This window comes from Mucilaginibacter metallidurans, from assembly GCF_003286435.2.
GTDB lineage: Bacteria > Bacteroidota > Bacteroidia > Sphingobacteriales > Sphingobacteriaceae > Mucilaginibacter > Mucilaginibacter gossypii.
On the sequence record NZ_CP043449.1, the window covers coordinates 210,272 to 229,253 of the forward strand.

General features: G+C 43.4%; 15 protein-coding genes. 12 read left to right on the forward strand and 3 right to left on the reverse strand.

What is annotated here, in order from left to right; genetic code table 11:
* Positions 1–22 precede the first annotated feature (22 nt).
* Both DIU38_RS01055 and DIU38_RS01060 read right to left on the reverse strand, forming a co-directional pair.
* Positions 23–1,270 (reverse strand): sensor histidine kinase, encoded by a 1,248-nt coding sequence (locus tag DIU38_RS01055; protein WP_112653606.1) that lies wholly within the window; start codon positions 1,268–1,270, stop codon positions 23–25.
* Positions 1,270–1,947: a response regulator transcription factor gene (locus tag DIU38_RS01060; protein ID WP_112653607.1), complete on the reverse strand. Its 678-nt coding sequence runs from the start codon at positions 1,945–1,947 to the stop codon at positions 1,270–1,272. The genes DIU38_RS01055 and DIU38_RS01060 overlap by 1 nt, the downstream gene beginning before the upstream one ends.
* Positions 1,948–2,094: 147 nt before the next feature.
* Between DIU38_RS01060 and DIU38_RS01065 the strand changes: the two genes are divergently transcribed.
* Both DIU38_RS01065 and DIU38_RS01070 read left to right on the forward strand, forming a co-directional pair.
* A complete protein-coding gene (locus DIU38_RS01065) occupies positions 2,095–2,508 on the forward strand; it encodes an EamA family transporter (protein ID WP_112653608.1) in 414 nt (137 codons plus the stop codon).
* A 147-nt stretch (positions 2,509–2,655) separates the two neighbouring features.
* Positions 2,656–5,142, forward strand: coding sequence for an outer membrane beta-barrel family protein (locus tag DIU38_RS01070; protein WP_112653609.1), 2,487 nt, complete (start codon positions 2,656–2,658; stop codon positions 5,140–5,142).
* A 124-nt stretch (positions 5,143–5,266) separates the two neighbouring features.
* Here the strand turns inward: DIU38_RS01070 and DIU38_RS01075 are convergent, their stop codons facing one another.
* Positions 5,267–5,914, reverse strand: a complete 648-nt coding sequence (locus tag DIU38_RS01075) for a DUF47 domain-containing protein (protein ID WP_091166857.1) — start codon at positions 5,912–5,914, stop codon at positions 5,267–5,269.
* 291 nt (positions 5,915–6,205) lie between these two features.
* Here DIU38_RS01075 and DIU38_RS01080 point away from each other — a divergent pair, with 291 nt between their 5' ends.
* The 10 genes from DIU38_RS01080 (at position 6,206) to DIU38_RS01125 (ending at position 18,974) form a co-directional block, all read left to right on the forward strand.
* Complete coding sequence (locus DIU38_RS01080) at positions 6,206–6,412, forward strand: hypothetical protein (protein WP_090528273.1); 207 nt, start codon at positions 6,206–6,208, stop codon at positions 6,410–6,412.
* A 114-nt stretch (positions 6,413–6,526) separates the two neighbouring features.
* Positions 6,527–8,932, forward strand: a complete 2,406-nt coding sequence (locus DIU38_RS01085; protein ID WP_112653610.1) for a TonB-dependent receptor — start codon at positions 6,527–6,529, stop codon at positions 8,930–8,932.
* Between the two features lie 272 nt (positions 8,933–9,204).
* On the forward strand, positions 9,205–9,723 hold the full coding sequence (locus DIU38_RS01090; RefSeq protein WP_112653611.1) for a DUF2911 domain-containing protein: 519 nt from the start codon (positions 9,205–9,207) through the stop codon (positions 9,721–9,723).
* Positions 9,724–9,857: 134 nt separating this feature from the next.
* On the forward strand, positions 9,858–10,949 hold the full coding sequence (locus DIU38_RS01095; protein WP_112653612.1) for a DUF3810 domain-containing protein: 1,092 nt from the start codon (positions 9,858–9,860) through the stop codon (positions 10,947–10,949).
* Positions 10,950–11,401: 452 nt separating this feature from the next.
* Entirely contained in the window at positions 11,402–13,639 is a 2,238-nt protein-coding gene (locus DIU38_RS01100) for a penicillin acylase family protein (protein WP_112653613.1), read from the forward strand.
* 27 nt (positions 13,640–13,666) lie between these two features.
* A complete protein-coding gene (locus tag DIU38_RS01105) occupies positions 13,667–14,155 on the forward strand; it encodes a hypothetical protein (protein WP_112653614.1) in 489 nt (162 codons plus the stop codon).
* Between the two features lie 298 nt (positions 14,156–14,453).
* Positions 14,454–14,786, forward strand: coding sequence for an L-rhamnose mutarotase (locus tag DIU38_RS01110; protein WP_091166871.1), 333 nt, complete (start codon positions 14,454–14,456; stop codon positions 14,784–14,786).
* Positions 14,787–14,797: 11 nt separating this feature from the next.
* The gene (locus tag DIU38_RS01115; RefSeq protein ID WP_112653615.1) at positions 14,798–16,150 is read left to right on the forward strand and encodes an alpha-L-fucosidase; all 1,353 of its coding nucleotides are present in this window, start codon (positions 14,798–14,800) and stop codon (positions 16,148–16,150) included.
* A 49-nt stretch (positions 16,151–16,199) separates the two neighbouring features.
* Positions 16,200–17,861 carry a UxaA family hydrolase gene (locus tag DIU38_RS01120; protein WP_112653616.1) on the forward strand — a complete coding sequence of 554 codons (1,662 nt, stop codon included), beginning with the start codon at positions 16,200–16,202 and terminating at the stop codon, positions 17,859–17,861.
* 348 nt (positions 17,862–18,209) lie between these two features.
* On the forward strand, positions 18,210–18,974 hold the full coding sequence (locus tag DIU38_RS01125; RefSeq protein ID WP_112653617.1) for an SDR family NAD(P)-dependent oxidoreductase: 765 nt from the start codon (positions 18,210–18,212) through the stop codon (positions 18,972–18,974).
* Positions 18,975–18,982: the final 8 nt, after the last annotated feature.

The following is an 18,982-nucleotide window of genomic DNA, read 5'->3' on the forward strand; positions in this document are numbered from 1 at the left end:
TGGTAGGGGCAGTGTAACAAATTTAAAAATTAACCGTGAAGATATGGTAAGGTTCTTCATAACTGTAAACCAGTTGATAACCCAAACTTTCGCAGATCTGTTTGGAGATAGTGAGCCCCAGGCCGCTGCCTTCAGATGTGGATGCTTTATGAAAGCGGGTAAAGATATTTTCAGGATTCAAGGCTACTTGCTCACCGGTGTTTTTGATAGTTAAATTTTGGCTTGTGAGGCTGATGATGATCTCGCCGTTAGTTCGGTTATGCCGAACAGCGTTGATGATTAGGTTGTTTAACAATATCTCAATAAGGTAATTGCTGGCATCAATTTCCTTTTCGCCAATTGTTGAAATAACCGTTATTTCTTTGTCGTTGAAAATATCTTCCAATTGATACAGCAAATCATCTATAAGTTCCTGTAAATCCAGGTGCTGTCGATCGTTCAGTAGTTTGTTCTCAATCTTGACCAATAATAACAACGATTGATTAAGCCTGCTCAGGCGCGATACCGCGCTGTAAAGGTCATTGAGTAACTTGCTTTGATGCTCACTAAAGTTTTCTGTCTGGATCAGGGTGTCCAACTTGGAGTTGATCACAGCGATAGGGGTAAGCAGCTCATGCGAGGCGTTTTCGGTAAAGGTTTTAAGGTCTTTGTAGTCTTTTTTTACCCTTTCGGCCATGGCGGTAACTTCGGCCTGGAGTTCGTTAAACTCGTCGATAGTGGTATTGGAAGATGGCATTTCACGGCTGTCGGTAACGTTAAATAGTTTCAACTCGCTCAGGATACTGTAAAATGGCTGCCAAAGCCGGCTCAATATAAGACGATTGGTGATTACCAACACCAGCAGCAGTAATAAGATAACGCCTATTGTAATGCCGAAGATGATCTGGATCAAGTCTTCCGTTTCTACTTTTGATTCAACTATCAGAATTTTATAATACCTGTCGCCAACTTTTACCGAACTGACCAAACCGCGACCTGATTCCGGCCCGTCTTTTTCGCGGTAATAAGTAGTGTTAAAAAATTCGCGTTTAACGGAATTGGGTTCGGCCGAAATAAAGGTGATCTGCTGATCTTTAGAGGCGAAAACCTGGGGCAGGTGGTGATTGAGCTTTACGTAATCAAAAACTTCCTGCTCTTCAACCTTAAGTGAATTGTCTTTTTGATTAGTAAGGATGAGGCTGATGGCCTGGTAATATATAACGCCGGTTATCAGCATGATAACGATAGTAGCAATTAAATTTACCCGGTTATACCTTTCCGAAAGCTTCATTATTGATCGGCAAATTTGTAGCCCATACCATAGGCTGCATAAATATAATCCTTACCGCCGGCTTCCATTATTTTTTTGCGGATGTTTTTAATGTGCGAATAAATAAAGTCGAAATTATTGGCCAGGTCGATGCCATCGCCCCATAAATGTTCGGCAATTGCGTTTTTTGAAATTACCTTGCCTTTGTTGGAGATAAAATAGATGAGCAAAGCAAATTCCTTACGGGTAAACTTTACAGGCATGCCGTTTACAGCTACGGTTTTAGCCATCAGGTCGATACTGAGCTCGTTAAAGTTAAGTACATTGCTGCCATTGAACATTTTACGCCTGATGATGGCAGATACCCTCGCCTTCAATTCCGAAAGGTGAAAGGGCTTTACCAAATAATCATCAGCACCGAGGTCAAGGCCCTGCAGGCGGTCATCGAGCGAGTTTTTGGCCGATATGATGAGCACCCCATCGGTGTAGTTATTGGCTTTAAGATTTTTTAATATATCAATACCATTACCGCCGGGCAAGGTGATATCCAGCAGGATACAATCGTAACGGTATAATTCAACCTTTGCGAGGGCTGCTGCATAGCTGGCTGCGGTTTCGCAAATGTTGCCGGCTTCGGTAAAATATTCTTCAATACTTTCGCGCAGGCCTTCTTCGTCTTCGATGATGAGTATTTTCAAAACGTTTTTTTGATAAAGTTAAAACGCCAATTTGTACAGATTCTGGATTTTGAGTAGGGGCTAACAGCTATCTCACAGATTTTATACAGAATACCTAAGCAAATTTGCATTTAGCTTGTTGCAAGTTAAAAACAAAATTGGATCATTATGTGGTGGATCTACGCATTACTTTCGGCACTGTTTGCAGCGCTCACAGCCATTTTTGCCAAAATAGGGATTAAAGGAGTTGATACCGATCTCGCTACGGCCATCCGTACCGTCATAATCCTGATCCTGGCCTGGGCCATAGCACTTTTTAAGGGGAGCCACGGCGGTATCGGCAGTCTTACTAAAACCAACTGGACTTTCCTCATTCTTTCGGGCTGTGCAACCGGCCTTTCGTGGATCTGTTATTTCCGCGCCCTGCAGTTGGGCAAGGTAAGCCAGGTTGCCCCGGTTGATAAACTAAGCGTTGCTTTGGCCATAGCGCTTTCTGTTATTTTTCTGGGCGAGCCATTAACTTTAAAAAATGCCATAGGCGCGCTGCTTATCATCGGCGGCACAATTGTATTGATTTTCTAATCTTTTTGTAACATGCTCATATACAATGTAACAAGCATATATACATAACAAAAACATATTGTAACAAATACACTTCAATACCATTTAATTCAGATTTAATCCAATCTTTCTTATAAAATTTGTGGTTCCAAACACCCGTATTTTATAATGAAATCTGTTTTTTTGATAATATTTTCTTTTATTTTTATAACCACCTTACACGCCCAAACTGTCCCCGGAGCCAGGGGGAAAATCACCGGTAAAGTTACCGATGCCACTACAAAGCAACCGGTTGATTATGCCACCGTATCTGTATTTAAACAAGGTGCTGCTTCACCCTTCAATGGCATCAGCACCGATCCCAAAGGAAATTTTAGCATAAATAACATCCCCGCCGGGGAGTATAAAATAACCGCCGAATTTTTAGGTTACCAGAAAGCAACTATCGAACATGTAATGGTTAAAGATGGAGCCGTATCATTGGGTGAGATCAAATTGGCTCCGGTTGCCAATGAACTAAAAGGCGTAACCATAACTGCCAAAGTACCTACTGTTGAAAACCGGATAGATAAAATGGTTTACAACCCTCAAAACGATTTAAGTGCACAGGGCGGCGTAGCTATTGATGTATTGAAAAAAGTACCGCAGATCACGGTTGATATTGATGGTAATGTGGAGCTTCAGGGCAATGCCAATATCCGTTTTTTGATCAATGGTAAACCATCAAGCATTTTTGGGGCCAGCCTTGCCGATGCTTTGGCCAGCATCCCGGCCAGTCAGATCAAAAGTATTGAGGTGATTACCAGCCCTGGCGCCAAATATGACGCGGCCGGTACGGGAGGTATCGTAAACATTATCTTAAAAGATAGCAAAGTGCAGGGCGTTAACGGCAGTGTTAACCTATCGGCAGGTACCCGCCGCGAAAACGGTTCATTTAACCTCAATGCCCGTAAAGGCAATTTTGGGGTTAACGCTTTTTTTAGCGGTAACGCCCAGATCAACAGTAACGCACCCAATACCCGTAACCGCGTATCAACCGATTCGGCCGCTAACAGGACCACTCTTTTTCAGCAGGGCAGCAACAATTTTAAACGCAGCGGTTATGAATCGGGCATTAATTTTAACTGGGATATCAGCCCTAAAGATCAGTTGACCGCAGGTGTGGGCTTTAATCATTTTGGTAACCATGGCAACGGAATTACCAACCAGGATCAAAGCGAGGTTGATGCAGCGGGTAACCCAATATCTGATATCAGGAGCATCCGTAACTCAAGCAGTAAATTCAGTGGCTACTCAACCGATGTAAGTTTGAATTACAAAAAAACTTTCGCCAAAGAAGGGCAGGAGCTTGATGTATTATATTCATCAAGTTTTGGCCGTAACTCGTTCAGTTCATTTCAGCGGCAAGATTATGATTCGGGCATAACTTCATCCGGTATCTCCAACAACAATCCGGGTAAGGACAGGGAAACCGATATTTCCGTTGATTATACCCAGCCGGTAAGCAAAAACTTTACGCTTGAAACAGGTGGTAAGCTTGTATTTAACCACATCAATAATAATGTGGTGACAGATACCCTTTTTGGCGGTAATGCTTTTGTGCCCAACCAAAATCAAACCTATGGTTTTACTTATGACCGCAAGGTATATGCCTATTACCTATCAGCTTCAGCGTCGGTATTTGATAAATTTTTGGATGTGAAAGCAGGTTTAAGAGATGAGTATACTACTACTAAGGCCGATTTTCAGGGAGTAAATATTCCATCTTATAATATCCTTGCGCCATCGCTTGTGTTTTCGCACAAATTTGGCAATGGTGCTGAGTCTGTTAAATTGAGCTATACACGCCGCATCCAGCGTCCTGATTATGGCGATCTGAACCCCTTCCTGAACATCAGCGATCCGCATAATATCAGTACAGGTAACCCCAACCTGAAACCCGAAAAAGGCGACCTTTTTGAGTTAGGCTATAACAAATCATTTGATAAAGGCGCCAATATTAACATAGCAGCTTTCTACCGTCGTAACACCGATGATATTCAGCAGTTCACTACCTTCTATTCTACGTTTGATGTAAACGGCACTACCTATACCGGTGTGTCATTGAACCAGCGCTATAATATAGGTTCGGAAGAGCGCACCGGTATCAATATTTATGCTTCGGTGCCGGTAACCAGTAAACTAAGCCTGCGTACCAATATGATTTTTAGCGACAGGCGCAGCACCAACCCGGGTTTTGCCAATGTAAGTGCCTTCGCATACCGCCTTAACCTTAATGCACAATATAGCTTTGGTCATGATTTGAGCGCGGAGTTTTTTGGTAACTATAACTCATCGCAAAAGGGCATCCAGGGTACTAATCCCAAATTTGTATTCTACAATTTTGCCATGCGCAAAATGTTCATGAATAAAAAGGCAAGCATCGGCCTTACGGCTACCAATCCGTTTGCCAAATACGTGAGTCAAAGCTCATCAACCTTTGGCAGTAACTTTTATTCAACCAACCTGAGATTAGTGCCGGTACAGTCGTTCGGCATAAGCCTGAGTTATAAGTTTGGCAAGCTTGAATTTAAGAAGGAGCGGGAAAAAGAGAGAAACAATGAGCAGGATAATAATGGAGGTGACAATGGCCCTCAAACTGATAAGGGGAAATAACCTCACCTAAATCCTCTCCAAAGGAGAGGACTTTAAAAACAAAAAACGCGATGAGTTATCATCGCGTTTTTTGTTTAAAATATCTATTTAAAGCCCTCTCCTTTGGAGAGGGTTGGGTGAGGTCTTATCCGTTCTTGATCAGGATACTTTCAATGATCAGCGTTGTATCTTCACAGCTGTCGGTAGCAGTTTCCATGGCTGCAAAAACGTCGGTGTATTTAATTAATTCAATCGGATCTTTTTCATTATTGAGCAGATCGGCAAAGGCCTTATTATGAACTGCATCGGCCTGGGCTTCCAGTTTTTTGATGTTACTGCAAAGCTCAAAAATTTCGGACGATTTGTTCAGGTTGTTCATCGCGTTTACTGCCTTTTCAAGCTCGGTACTGGTTTTAAGGATCAGGGCAGCCAAATCTATCATGGGCTGGGTAATAACAGGTACGTTGTAAAGGTTTATCCTGCGGGCGGCCATGGTAATCCTGTCGGCTACGTCATCAATGGCTGACGCCAGTTCGCACATATCCTTACGGTTAAACGGCGAGATCAGCGTCCGGCCCGATTCGGAGAATACCCTGTGCGTTATCTCATAACTTTTAAATTTCAGCTTATCAATATGGGCAAAATTAAACTTCTGCTCATATGAGGTGGGGGCATTAACGGCTTCATCCAGTAGCCTGGCCATTTCGGTAACATTGGCTACAGCAGTGTTGAACAAATCGTAAAAAACCTGGTTTGAGTTTGGAAATATCGATTTTGAGTTAGTGCTCTTCATTGATCTGTCTTATCAGTCGTGAATTTACAGTAGTTATATTAAGTGGATTTTAAAATATGTCACTATAAATTATTCAGCGGATAAAAGTAACCATTAATATAATGCCAATTGTTAAGTTAATGTTAAGAATGGTTAAGCCAATGTAATAAAACGAAATTAGTGAGGTTGTAAGTTGCTGACTTAAAGTAAAAAGAAACCTGCTAATTGAATAAGGAAAATTGTGTAACATTTGAGTTTAATTAAAACAATCCTGCCATCTGCAGTATTGTATTTGTATTAGTCAATCCAATTATGAAAGCCGGGGAAAAGCATTATAAATGCGTAAACAGCAAAACAGGTTACGCCATTTATTACCATTCGCTGGGTAGGGAGCTCAGCAATGAAGAAGTGAAAGCCGAATTAGAAAAAATACGTGCGCGTGTAGCTATTCAAAACGGTATTTACCTTGAAACACTTTACTGGGAAGAAATGAAGCAGGATGCCGAACTGACGCAATAGCAGGCGCAGTTTTGTAGGGGTGTATAACTAATTTAAAATGAGTGTTTTTGCAAATAAATACTTATATTTAATTGCCATTATATAACCAGTTTTAACCTGCTGTCATTCCCGCTTATGAAAAAGATAGTTTTATCGCTGTTAGCGGCATGGTGTTGCTCTGTGCCTGTTTTTTCACAAAATAATAATCCGGTTTCACCTTCCGTTCCTTTAGACGCTGTGGTATCGCGTCTGCAAACTTTATCGGCCAATAAAGCAGTTGAAAAAGTGTACCTGCATTTGAATAAACCTTATTACAATGCAGGCGATACCATATACTTCAAAGCATATGTAACCCTGGGCGAACAGCATGAGCCTTCAAAGTTAAGTGGCATGTTACATGTCGACCTGGTTAGCCCCTCCGATTCCCTGCTGCAAACTATCTCGTTGCAAATGGTTAACGGCTTGGCCGCAGGCGATTTTAGTCTTCCCGGTATTTTGCCCGGAGGAACCTATCGTATCAGGGCTTATACTAAGTGGATGATCGATAACGGGCAGAGTTTATTTGGCCGGCAGGTAAACGTCAATGGCGGGGCATTTGCAGGCAATAAAGTGTTAGTGGTTAAAGTAGGTAAACCTAACATCGCTTTTTTTCCGGAAGGGGGAAGTTTTGTAAACGGTATACCAACCAAGCTGGCCTTCAAAGCGGTAAGTGCAAACGGTCCGGGGCTTGATGTTAAAGGTGTTGTGGTTGACAACACCAATGCCGAAGTAACCAGGTTTGAATCGAAACACCTGGGCATGGGGCTGATATTTATTACTGCTGAAGCAGGTAAAACTTATAAAGCTAATTTAACCTATGCCGATGGTACCAAAGCGATAGTGGATTTACCGAAAGCCGATAACGAGGGGATCACGTTGATGGTTAACAATGATAATCCCGATAAACTTGGCATTGAAATAAATGCCAATAAAGCTTATTACCTTAAAAATAAGAACAAGGAAATAGGGATAATTATTTATTCGGCCGGTAGTATCCGCTCGGTAAAAACCGTGCTTGATAACCAGGTGCTCGACCTAAATCTCAATAAAAAAGATTTTAAAACAGGTATAACCCGGATAACGCTTTTTTCGGAGCAGGGCGAACCACTCAATGAGCGCCTGGTATTTATCCAAAATCCCGACCTGTTAACGATTACATCTGTTAGCGATAAACCTTTATACCCGGTAAGAGGAAAGGTGCATATTGCTATCAATACTAAAAACAAAAATGGAGAGGCGGTAAAAAGCTATTTATCAGCATCAGTTATTGATGCCGGTAAAGTATCTGTAACCGGGGACGATGAAAATAGCATATTATCAAGTCTGCTGCTAACTTCTGATCTGAAAGGGGCAATTGAGCAACCCAATTATTATTTTGCTGATGTTAGCAATGATACCCAGTCAAACCTGGATGTATTGATGCTAAGCCAGGGGTACCGCCACTTTGAGTGGAAGCAAGTGCTCAATGATGCCAACACTACTGTAGCCTATACTGCCGAAAATGGTTTCGATGTATCGGGCCAGGTAAAAACAATTTCGGGAAAACCGGTCGATGGCGGTACGGTAACCCTGATGCCGCAGGCAGGCGGGGCTTTATTAACACAAACCACCGATCATGATGGTAATTTTACTTTCAAAAACCTGGTTTATGACGATAAAACCCCGTTCATGATCCAGGCTAAAACGGCCGAAGGGAAAAGTAATACCAAAATATCCATTTCTCAGGCAAAGGCATTAACAAATATTAAAACCGGAGATTTGATGAGCCCGGCACAGGGGGTAAACGGTGCGGGCTTTGATAAAACAACGCAACAGCCGGTTTATATAGTTGATGCAAATAGCAGGGCACTTAATGCGGTTACCATTAGTGAAAGAGGCATTAATGCCGGTAAGCTTACTACAGAGGTTTTGGGGAAAAATAACCTGCGAGACCAAAGCACCCTGTCAAACGGGTTGCAGGGACGTTTAAATGGTATTGTTTTGAGACAAGGTGTGCCCTACCTGGCCGACAAGGTGAACCCGGTCATGCAGGGAGGGCCAATGGTGATTGTAGTTGATGATACCGTATTGCCGGCCGGAACAAGTATTGATAATTACAATGCTGCTGATGTTGAAAGTGTAAATGTGTTAAAAAATAACGATGCTACCATATATGGTGTAAGAGGGGCAAATGGGGTATTGGTGCTCAAAATGTGGAAAACTCAAGCTCCGGTTGTTTCAAATAATGTGATTTCGCCAGGCTTACTGTATTTTACAGCAAGGGGTTTTTACAAAGCCCGTACCTTTTATTCGCCGGTTTATGAAGCATCAACAGGTGCTGATAAGAAACCTGACGCAAGAACCGCTATCTACTGGAACCCCGATATAGTAACTGATAAAAATGGCAATGCTTCAGTTAGTTTTTTTAATGCAGATAGCAAAGGTAATTACCGTTTGGTGATAGAGGGTATTGATGAAGCAGGCAATATAGGGCGGAGCGTATTAACTTATAAGGTACAATGATGCCGGCGCATAAAAAACCCTGCCATGGTAGGCAGGGTAAAAAAACCACAACAATTGTTTAACCTTTGGGCTATGAATCCCTCCGGTCTATTCCTAATTGCAATATGATCTTTCAATTATTAAACAATATAAAATCAAAATAGTTTAACCATCAGGTGTTTATTTTCAGTGTTTTATGTGTTAAAATCACCTCTCGAAGGTATTTAAACGAATAGTTGTTTTTAAACCAAATTTCAATCTATCTTTATATTAAATAAATTATGAGAAATCTTATGAAAAAATCATTTCAGCTTAAAGCAGCATTCCTGTTTGCTTTCGCCTTATTAGTATCAGCGGTAACCTTTGCCCAGGACAAACCAGCAAGCCCGCGCGATAGCGTTAGCGGTACAGCTGCCGGTTCAACTATTACTATTAACTATGGCAGCCCATCGGTTAAAGGCCGTAAAATTTGGGGCGGTCTTGAAGCTTACGGTAAAGTATGGCGTGCAGGTGCTAACGAGGCCACAACTTTTACAACTACAAAAGATATCAAAGTTGAGGGTAAACCACTGGCAGCAGGTACTTACGGCTTTTTCCTGATTCCTGCCGAAAACGGTACCTGGACAGTTATTTTTAACAAGGTGGCCAAACAATGGGGCGCGTTTAAATACGATGAGTCAAAAGACGCCCTGCGTGTAAACGTAAAAACCAAAGCCGCGCCAATGCACGAAAGATTAGTTTATACAGTTGATGCAAAAAGCTTTTGCATGTTCTGGGATAAGATCGTAGTGCCGGTGTCTGTAAGTAAATGATATTCAGTAACCTTGTTTTTCACAATTTTGAAAGCCTCCTGCCAAGGGGGCTTTTTCTATTACCCGGTTTTTTAGCGCGCAAAAGCATTCTTTTTTAAACCTGAACCCTAAAGCGCTATATTTACCTTTAGATAATGCGCTACCCAACCAAAAAAAAACCTGTACTAAAAAGGATCATCGCGATAACATTATTGGCATTGGCTATTTTTTTGCTGATGCTGTTTGCTGATCATCCGGTGGCTGTTGAACGTTATTATGCCAATGGTTTTTACATTATCATTTGCCGGGTTTTTCATTCCGTTTTAAACATATTTCCGTTTAGTGTTGGCGACATTATATATATAGCCGTGGTTATTTATTTGATTTATGCGGTGATCAGGCTAATTGCCCTGCTGTTTAAAAAGCGGTTTCAAATGGCTGGGAGACTTTTTTTAGGATTGGTTATAGGGATCCAGGCAGGCATTGTGGCTTTTTATCTTTTGTGGGGAATGAACTATTTCAGGCTGCCGGCCTCCGAGCGGCTTGGGCTCAGGGATACGGCTTTTACAACCGCTGATCTTAAAGCGGTAACCCGGATCCTGATTGACAGCGCCAACGTTACCCGTGCACGGCTTACACCGGCCGACTGGGCCCAAAGTAATACCCATATTTATAATACAGCACGGCATGCCATCGGTGTGCTCAGTAAAGATTCTGTTAATTTCAGGGCTTATAATCCCGATATAAAACCATCGATATTGACGCCATTATTAAATTATATCGGTACCTCGGGCTATTATAACCCTTTCACCTCCGAAGCCCAGGTAAATTACCAGATGCCCATTTTTAACCGGCCCTTTGTGGTATGTCATGAAATGTCGCACCAGATGGGGTACGGGGCGGAGGATGAAGCTGATTTTGCCGGCTTTGTCATCGCCGTAAAATCGCATGACAGGTTATTGCGTTATTCGGCATATCATCTCGCCGTGCAGGAATTCATGCATTCGCTTGGTGCCCGTGATACTGTTGCGCATAAAGAACTCAAAGCGCTCATCAGCAAAGATGTACGCGGCGATTATATCACCGAGCGCAATTATTGGCTGGCCTACGAAAACAAGCTGGGGGCCATAAGCAGTGTTTTTTACGATAATTTCCTGAAAGCCAACAACCAGCCCCAGGGCCTCGAAACCTATAACCGCATGGTGTTGTTAGCTATGGCGTGGTACAGGGATAAGTGGGTTCATTAGTAGTTCATTAGTTCACTGGTTCATTAGTTCATTGGTGAAAAGCTCGTGAATTTTGACCGATGATGGAGGAGTTGTAGTTGTAGTTAGTTTGCCCTCTTGCTAAGACCAATGAACCAGTGAACTAATGAACCAGTGAACCAACAAAAAAAATGCGTTCCGTATCTCACCCCGGAACGCACACAATATCACGTCTCAAATGATATTGAATCAACTAAATCTCAGATATCATATTAAATGTGTACCCAAGCTCTTTATATTCGGATACCGGAAAGGAAACCGATACAGAAATTTATCAAATGTTAACTATACAGTTTAAAAGTACAGCAAATAATTACCTCAAAAAAGCCGATTGTAAATATTTGAATAAAAACTTCGCTGCTATGTAATTATTATGAATTAATCTCCAAATTTACCTCAAAATCTTTAAAAAGCCTCGTTTACTTCACATTTATATGGATAAATTGTTTGGTAAAATTGCTGTTACTATAAAAGCAAATTTTATTATTGTTTCAATGTTTCTTCCTGCTTTGGTTTTTGCCCAAAAAATTAATCAAAAGGAAATAAAACGGGAGAAAACATTAGCAAAGTCAGTAACCATTATCAGGGATAATTGGGGAGTTCCTCACATTTATGGAAAAACAGATGCTGCTGTTGTTTTTGGATTGATGTATACCCAGTGCGAAGATAACTTTAAAGGTATTGAACGCAATTACCTTTACCAGTTAGGCAAACAGGCCCAGGTTGATGGCGAAATTAATTTATATACCGACGTGCAACTGCAACTGATTGCCGATAGTGCCGGTGCTATTAAAGATTATAAAACAAGCGCCCCCTGGTTCCGGAAACTATTGGACGCTTTTGCCGATGGCATTAATTATTACCTGTACAAACATCCCGAAGTAAAACCCAAAGTATTTAAACATTTTGAACCCTGGTACGCGTTGATGTTTACCGATGGCAGCGTTGCCGCTACCGAAACCGGGGGGATTAAACTAAGCGAAACCAAAGACTTTTATAGTACCGCCCCCGAAAAGCTTGGCGCAGTAACCAGCCAGCCTGCAAAAAATATTTATGATATGGTGAACGAGCGCGAAACCGGCTCAAACGGCTTTGCTATAGCACCATCCAAATCGGCATCGGGTCATGCTTTGCTGTATATTAATCCGCATGTGCCGTTCTATTTCCGCAGTGAGGTTGAGCTGGTAAGCGATGAAGGCCTTAACGCGTACGGGGCTGTTACCTGGGGCCAGTTTTTTATTTACCAGGGTTTTAATCAGCATTGCGGATGGATGCATACCAGTGCCTATGCCGATGTGGCCGATCTTTACGCCGAAAAGGTGAGCAAAAAGGATGGTAAATGGTATTACGAATATGATGGTAAGCTAAGGCCCGTTATCACCCGTAAACTATCTTTCAAAATAAAGCATAGCGATGAGATTGAACAGCGCTCCATAACAGGATATTATACCCATCACGGCCCGGTGCTGGGCGCCAGGGACGGAAAATGGCTGGCACTCAAAGCTAACAACCGCTCATATAATGCCCTGGTTGAGTCATGGCTGATAACCAAAGCCAATAACCTGGCCGAATATAAAAAGGCCATGAACATGGTATCAAACGCTACAAACAGTACCGTTTACGCCGATGATAAAGGGAATACCATTTTTTGGTACGGCAACTACATCCCCAAACGCAATCCCAAATATGACTGGAGCCTGCCTGTCGACGGCAGTACATCTGCTACCGAATGGCAGGGTATCCACAAGCTGAGCGAGATTATCACTATTACCAACCCCGCCACCGGGTGGATCCAGAACTGTAATTCAACGCCGTATACAGCGTCGGGCACGTCAAGTCCGGATAAAAGTAAATACCCGGTGTACATGGCCCCCGATGGTGAAAACTACCGGGCGGTAACTGCTATCAGGGTTTTAAAAGACGCGGAAAAGCTTACGCTTGATGGCCTGGTAGCCAAAGGGTATGACCACTACCTGGCCGCTTTTGATGATCTGTTACCCTCACTTTTCAAAGCTTATGACGCCGCTCCCGATTCTGTAAAACAATCGCTTGCTGAACCAATAAAGATCCTGCAGCAATGGGACAAGAGTACTGCTATCCATTCGGTAGCCAGTTCGCTTGCCATTGAATGGGGCTCCCTGATGATGAAAGCGCTGCCGCCGCCTCAAACCGATCAGGAAAGCACTTTTATTACCCGGCGCTTTCAAACGCTGGTTAAAACCATAAGTCCGGCGCAGCAACTGGCTTGGTTAAATGATGTACTTAAAAATTTGCAAAGCCGTTTTGGCACCTGGAAAGTGGAGTGGGGGGAGATGAACCGTTACCAGCGCCCGGATGATGGCATCACCTTTGATGATAACAAACCCAGTATCCCGGTTGGTTTAACAGGATCGGGCTTTGGACAGCTGCCATCGTTCCAGAGCCGTACCATGAACACCAACAAGCGTTATGGATATTCGGGCAATAGTTTTATCGCTGTTGTGGAATTTGGTACACGGTTAAGGGCCAAAAGCATCGTAAATGGCGGCAGCTCTTTTGACCCTGCATCAAAAAACTTCACCGATCAGGAGCAGGGCATTATTGACGGTAAATTTAAGGATGTGCTGTTTTACAAAAAAGATGTTTTAAAGCACGTGCAGCGCACCTATCATCCCGGCGACGGTTTTAAATAGTAAAAAGTATATTTGGTAAGTTAAAAAATGAAGAGAACCCTGTTAATTGCCTTATTGTTGTTTTGCAGCGCAACGTTGTTTGCCCAAAGCATAACCATTAATGATCTGGCAAATATCTCCAATCTTTCAAACGCCGAGGCACACAACTATCTTACCCTCGGGAAAAAATTCAAGCGCCGGTATCTCCAGGATGTTAACGGCAACAGCATTGAGCACCTGAACAGGATAGGGCCGGATAATAAGGAAGAAACCATTGTAATAGGCGTTAACAGCAAGCTTAGCAGCGGAGCTGTACTGCGTACCGTTACCTATACCACTTCTACACCGCAACACATCATTAACTTAATAGGCCAGGCTAAACACATGGGCCTGATCATGAAACTCCACGGCTCTGATGTGAAAAACGATATCTATCTTTTTGATAATGATTTTTTCCATATCGTAATATTCCTTAATCATGATAATATCTCCGGCTCGGTAGAAGTGCACCAAAAGGAATATTTAGGTTTTGATTGATTCTGAACCGTGATTTTCAGGATTTAAGGATTGCCGGGATGACAGTCTAAACGTCCCAGGCTATTTAAACCCCGTCCATTTAACAAATTCAAAAAACAGTTCAGACAAAAATCCCGTCCATCTAATAGATTCCTTAAAATCCCGGTTCAGAAAAAATCATGACAATCCTTAGATCCTGAAAATCATGGTTCTGATCTATGCCAAAATAGTTGAACATTTTGTTTAATTCCCGATAACTATTTACCTGCAAACCTTATTTCTTTGTATTACCGATATAAACTTTTTTGAGAGCTATTCTATGAGTCAGCGATACTGTTTAACCCTCGATCTGAAAGATGACGCGGCACTCATTGCCGAATACGAAAAATATCACCAGGCTATTTGGCCCGAAATTCATGACAGCATTATCGCCAAAGGAATCACCAAAATGGAGATCTACCGTTTTGATACCCGCATGTTCATGATTATGGAGGTTGATGATACTTTCAGTTTCGAAAAATCGGCAGCTTTAGATGCGGCGAACCCTAAAGTAAAGGAATGGGAAGATTTGATGTGGGGATTTCAGTCGCCGGTAAAAAATGCGCCTGCAGGTGCAAAATGGGTTTTAATGGACAAAATTTTCTCCTTATAAATAGAATAGTTATGCTAAAGAAACTACAATTACTGTTGATGTTTGTGTTGCTGATGGCCCCATCGGTATTTGCCCAAAAAATGATAGGCACCGAAACCGATGCCCAGAAAGAGAAACGCATGGAATGGTGGAAAGACGACCGTTTTGGTATGTTCATTCACTGGGGCCTGTACTCGCAGGCCGCCCGCCACGAATGGGTAAAGCATAACGAAAAAATTGATAACGCCGGTTACCAGAAATATTTTGACCAGTTTAACCCTGATCTTTTTGATCCGCAGAAATGGGCAAAGCAAGCCAAAGCAGCAGGGATGAAATATGCGGTACTAACCACCAAGCACCACGAAGGATTTTGCCTGTTCGATTCAAAATTTACTGATTATAAAGCTCCCAATACCAAAGCCAAACGCGATCTGGTACGTGAATATGTGAACGCTTTCAGGGCACAGGGCTTAAAGGTGGGCTTTTATTATTCGCTGTTAGACTGGCACCATCCGCAATATACTATTGACGAGATCCATCCACAGTCACCTGCTGATAAAAGCGACGCCTCTTACGCTAAACTGAACAAAGGGCGTGATATGGCCAAATACCGCCAGTATATGCGCGATCAGATCACCGAACTACTAACCAAATATGGCAAAATCGATATCCTTTGGCTTGATTTTTCATTCCCGCGCAAAGATGGGCATGGTAAAGGTAAAGACGAATGGGGATCAGTTGAGTTGCTTAAGCTGATCAGGAAGTTACAGCCGGGCATTATTGTAGATAACCGCCTTAATTTGGAAGAGTATAAGGACGGCGCCGATTTTGAAACCCCTGAACAGGTAAGCACTGCCGAACTGGCTAAATACCGTGGCAAAACCTGGGAAACCTGCCAAACCTTTTCGGGCTCATGGGGGTACTACCGTGATGAAAATACCTGGAAAACCCATCGTCAATTGCTCGATCTGTTAATTACTTCGGTAAGCAATGGCGGCAACCTGATCCTGAATGTGGGGCCAACCGCCCGCGGCGAGTTTGACTATCGTGCTACCCGCGCGCTGGATAGCCTGGCTTACTGGATGCACGCCAACAGCAAATCGGTATACAACTGTACATTTGCTCCTGATACTTATAAAATACCAGAGGGAACCAAGCTTACTTATAACAAAGCCGCCGGTAAACTGTATATACATTTGTTTAACTATCCGCAAGGCAAGCTGGTTTTACCTGGTTACAAAGGCAAGATCAAATACGCGCAGTTTTTAAATGACAGCTCAGAGCTTTTATATAAGGATGGCAGCGGTGACGACCTGGAGTTAACGCTCCCCGCACAAAAACCGCCGTATGAAATTCCGGTAATTGAACTTACGCTTCAGCAATAAGCAAAAAAATATTGTCCTTACTAAAAAAAGGACCGATCATATACAAATAATGTCAACACAAAAGGAAACATATTTAAGGATCCATCCGCATGATAACGTACTCGTAGCCTTACACGACCTGCCGCAGGGAACCGTTATCACGTTTGATGGACAAACTTTTACACTGGTAGATAAAGTAGCAGCAAAGCATAAATTCGCCATTAACGAATTGCCGGTAGGCAAGGAAATTTACATGTACGGCGTACTGGTAGGCAAAGCATCGGCCGTCATACCGCAGGGTGGTTTGTTAACTACCGAAAATGTACACCACGCGGCCGAAGGATTTCATCTTGGCGAGCGTAAACTACAATGGCACCAGCCCGATACGGCTCACTTTGAAGGCAAAACCTTTATGGGCTACCACCGTGCCGATGGTTCGGTAGGTACAGGTAACTACTGGATTGTGGTACCGATGGTTTTTTGCGAGAACAGGAATATCAACGTATTAAAGGAAGCACTGGTTGACAAGCTGGGCTATAAAAAAGCCAAAAGCTATGAGGGGGATGTTGAGCAATTAATGGAACTTTACCAGGCTGGTAAATCTGTTGAAGAAATTTTGAATGCCGATATCCAGGTATCCGAGGATAAGCCAAACTCTAAACGCCTGTTCAAAAATATCGACGGCATTAAATTCCTGAATCACAGCATGGGCTGCGGCGGCACCCGCGAAGATTCAGATACCCTTTGCGGATTGATAGCAGGCTACATTACCCACCCCAACGTGGCCGGAGCAACCATATTAAGCTTGGGCTGCCAGCATGCGCAGGTAAGCATTTTGCAAAATGAAATTGCCAAACGGGATGCTAATTTCAATAAGCCGCTGGTTGTATTGGAACAACAAAAAGTAGGTACCGAAAGCGAATTGTTAAAACAAGCTTTGAAGCAAACCTTCGCCGGTTTGGTAAAGGCTAATGAAACCACACGCCAACCTGCGCCATTATCAAAACTATGTGTTGGTTTGGAGTGCGGCGGTTCGGATGGTTTTTCGGGCATTTCGGCTAACCCGGCATTGGGTTATTTATCCGATCTGCTGGTTACCATGGGCGGTTCGGTGATCCTTTCAGAGTTCCCTGAGCTTTGCGGTGTGGAGCAGGAACTGAGTGACCGTTGTATCGATGTGGAAACCGCTAACCGCTTCATGCACCTCATGACTACTTATAATGCACGTGCCGAAGCTGATGGCTCAGGCTTTTATGCTAACCCATCGCCAGGTAATATCCGCGATGGATTGATCACTGATGCTATCAAATCGGCCGGTGCAGCGAAAAAAGGCGGTACCTCACCGGTAACAGCGGTATTGGATTACCCGGAAAAAGTAACCAAACCCGGTTTGAATTTACTATGTACCCCCGGAAGCGATGTGGAAAGCACCACTGCCGAAGTTGGCGCAGGCGCAAACATCGTACTATTCACCACCGGTTTGGGTACGCCCACAGGCAATCCGGTTACTCCGGTGATCAAACTATCAACCAATACGGCTATGTTTGAGCGTATGCCCGATATTATAGATATTAACTGCGGTACCATCATTGAAGGTACCGAAACCATTCACCAGGCCGGCGAGCGGATTCTGGATTACGTGATAAAAGTAGCTAGCGGCGAAGCAGAACCTAAATCGGTAAAACTTGGCCAGGATGATTTTATTCCGTGGAAGAGAGGGGTATCGTTGTAGGCAGCCCCACCCAACCCCTCCCGGAGGGGGAGGGCTTTTGATTTGCGTGGAGGCATAAAGTTGTAGGTGACAACACCAACAACGGCGAAAAAAAAGCGGGGGATTGTGCGATTCCCTCCCCTGGGAGGGTGTAGGGAGGGGTTTCTTCGATATGCTTAATCGGCAAGCATGGCGTATAAACCCTCCCTGCCACCGCATAGTCCAACCGCACCCCTCCCGAGGGAGGGAATTGAAAAAAGTTGTTGGTGACAATACCAACAACGGCGTTGAGAGATAAAATATTAATAACCATAAAACAAAAAAGTCTCCCCTTCCGGGGGAGATTTAGAGGGGGCCCGGCCCGTACTTATGTTCAAACTAACCAATAAATCAGTAATTATAACAGGCGGCGGCAGCGGCATAGGCAAAGCTATGGCCGTGTTATTTGCACAGCAAGGCGCCGAGGTTCATATCATCGAGTTAAATGATCAGGCGGCAGCCGATACCGTGACCGAAATAACTACGGCGGGCGGTAAAGCTACGGGCTATGCCTGTGATGTAAGTAACCAGCAGCAGGTAGTGGATACTTTTGCCAAAATAGGTAAGATAGATATCCTGATCAATAACGCAGGCATAGCGCATATTGGCAGGGCAGATAACACCAGTACCGAAGATTTTGAGCGCGTGTTTAACGTGAATGTTAAAGGCGCTTACAACTGCCTTTACGCGGCCCTCCCGGCAATGAAAGCCAATGGCGGCGGCGTGATCCTCAACACGGCTTCAATAGCAGCCAGCGTTGGCATTACCGACAGGTTTGCTTACTCCATGAGTAAAGGCGCCATCCATGCCATGACTTTATCGGTAGCGCGTGACTTTCTGCATGACAACATCCGTTGTAACTGTATCTCGCCGGCGAGGGTACATACACCATTTGTGGATGGCTTTATTGCTAAAAACTACGCCGGTCGTGAGGATGAGATCTTTGAAAAGCTATCAAAAAGCCAGCCGATAGGCAGGATGGGTAAACCTGAAGAAGTAGCAGCGTTAGCACTTTACCTTTGCTCGGACGAAGCCGGATTTATTACCGGCACCGATTATCCTATCGATGGCGGCTTTATCACCCTGAACAATTAAATCTGACT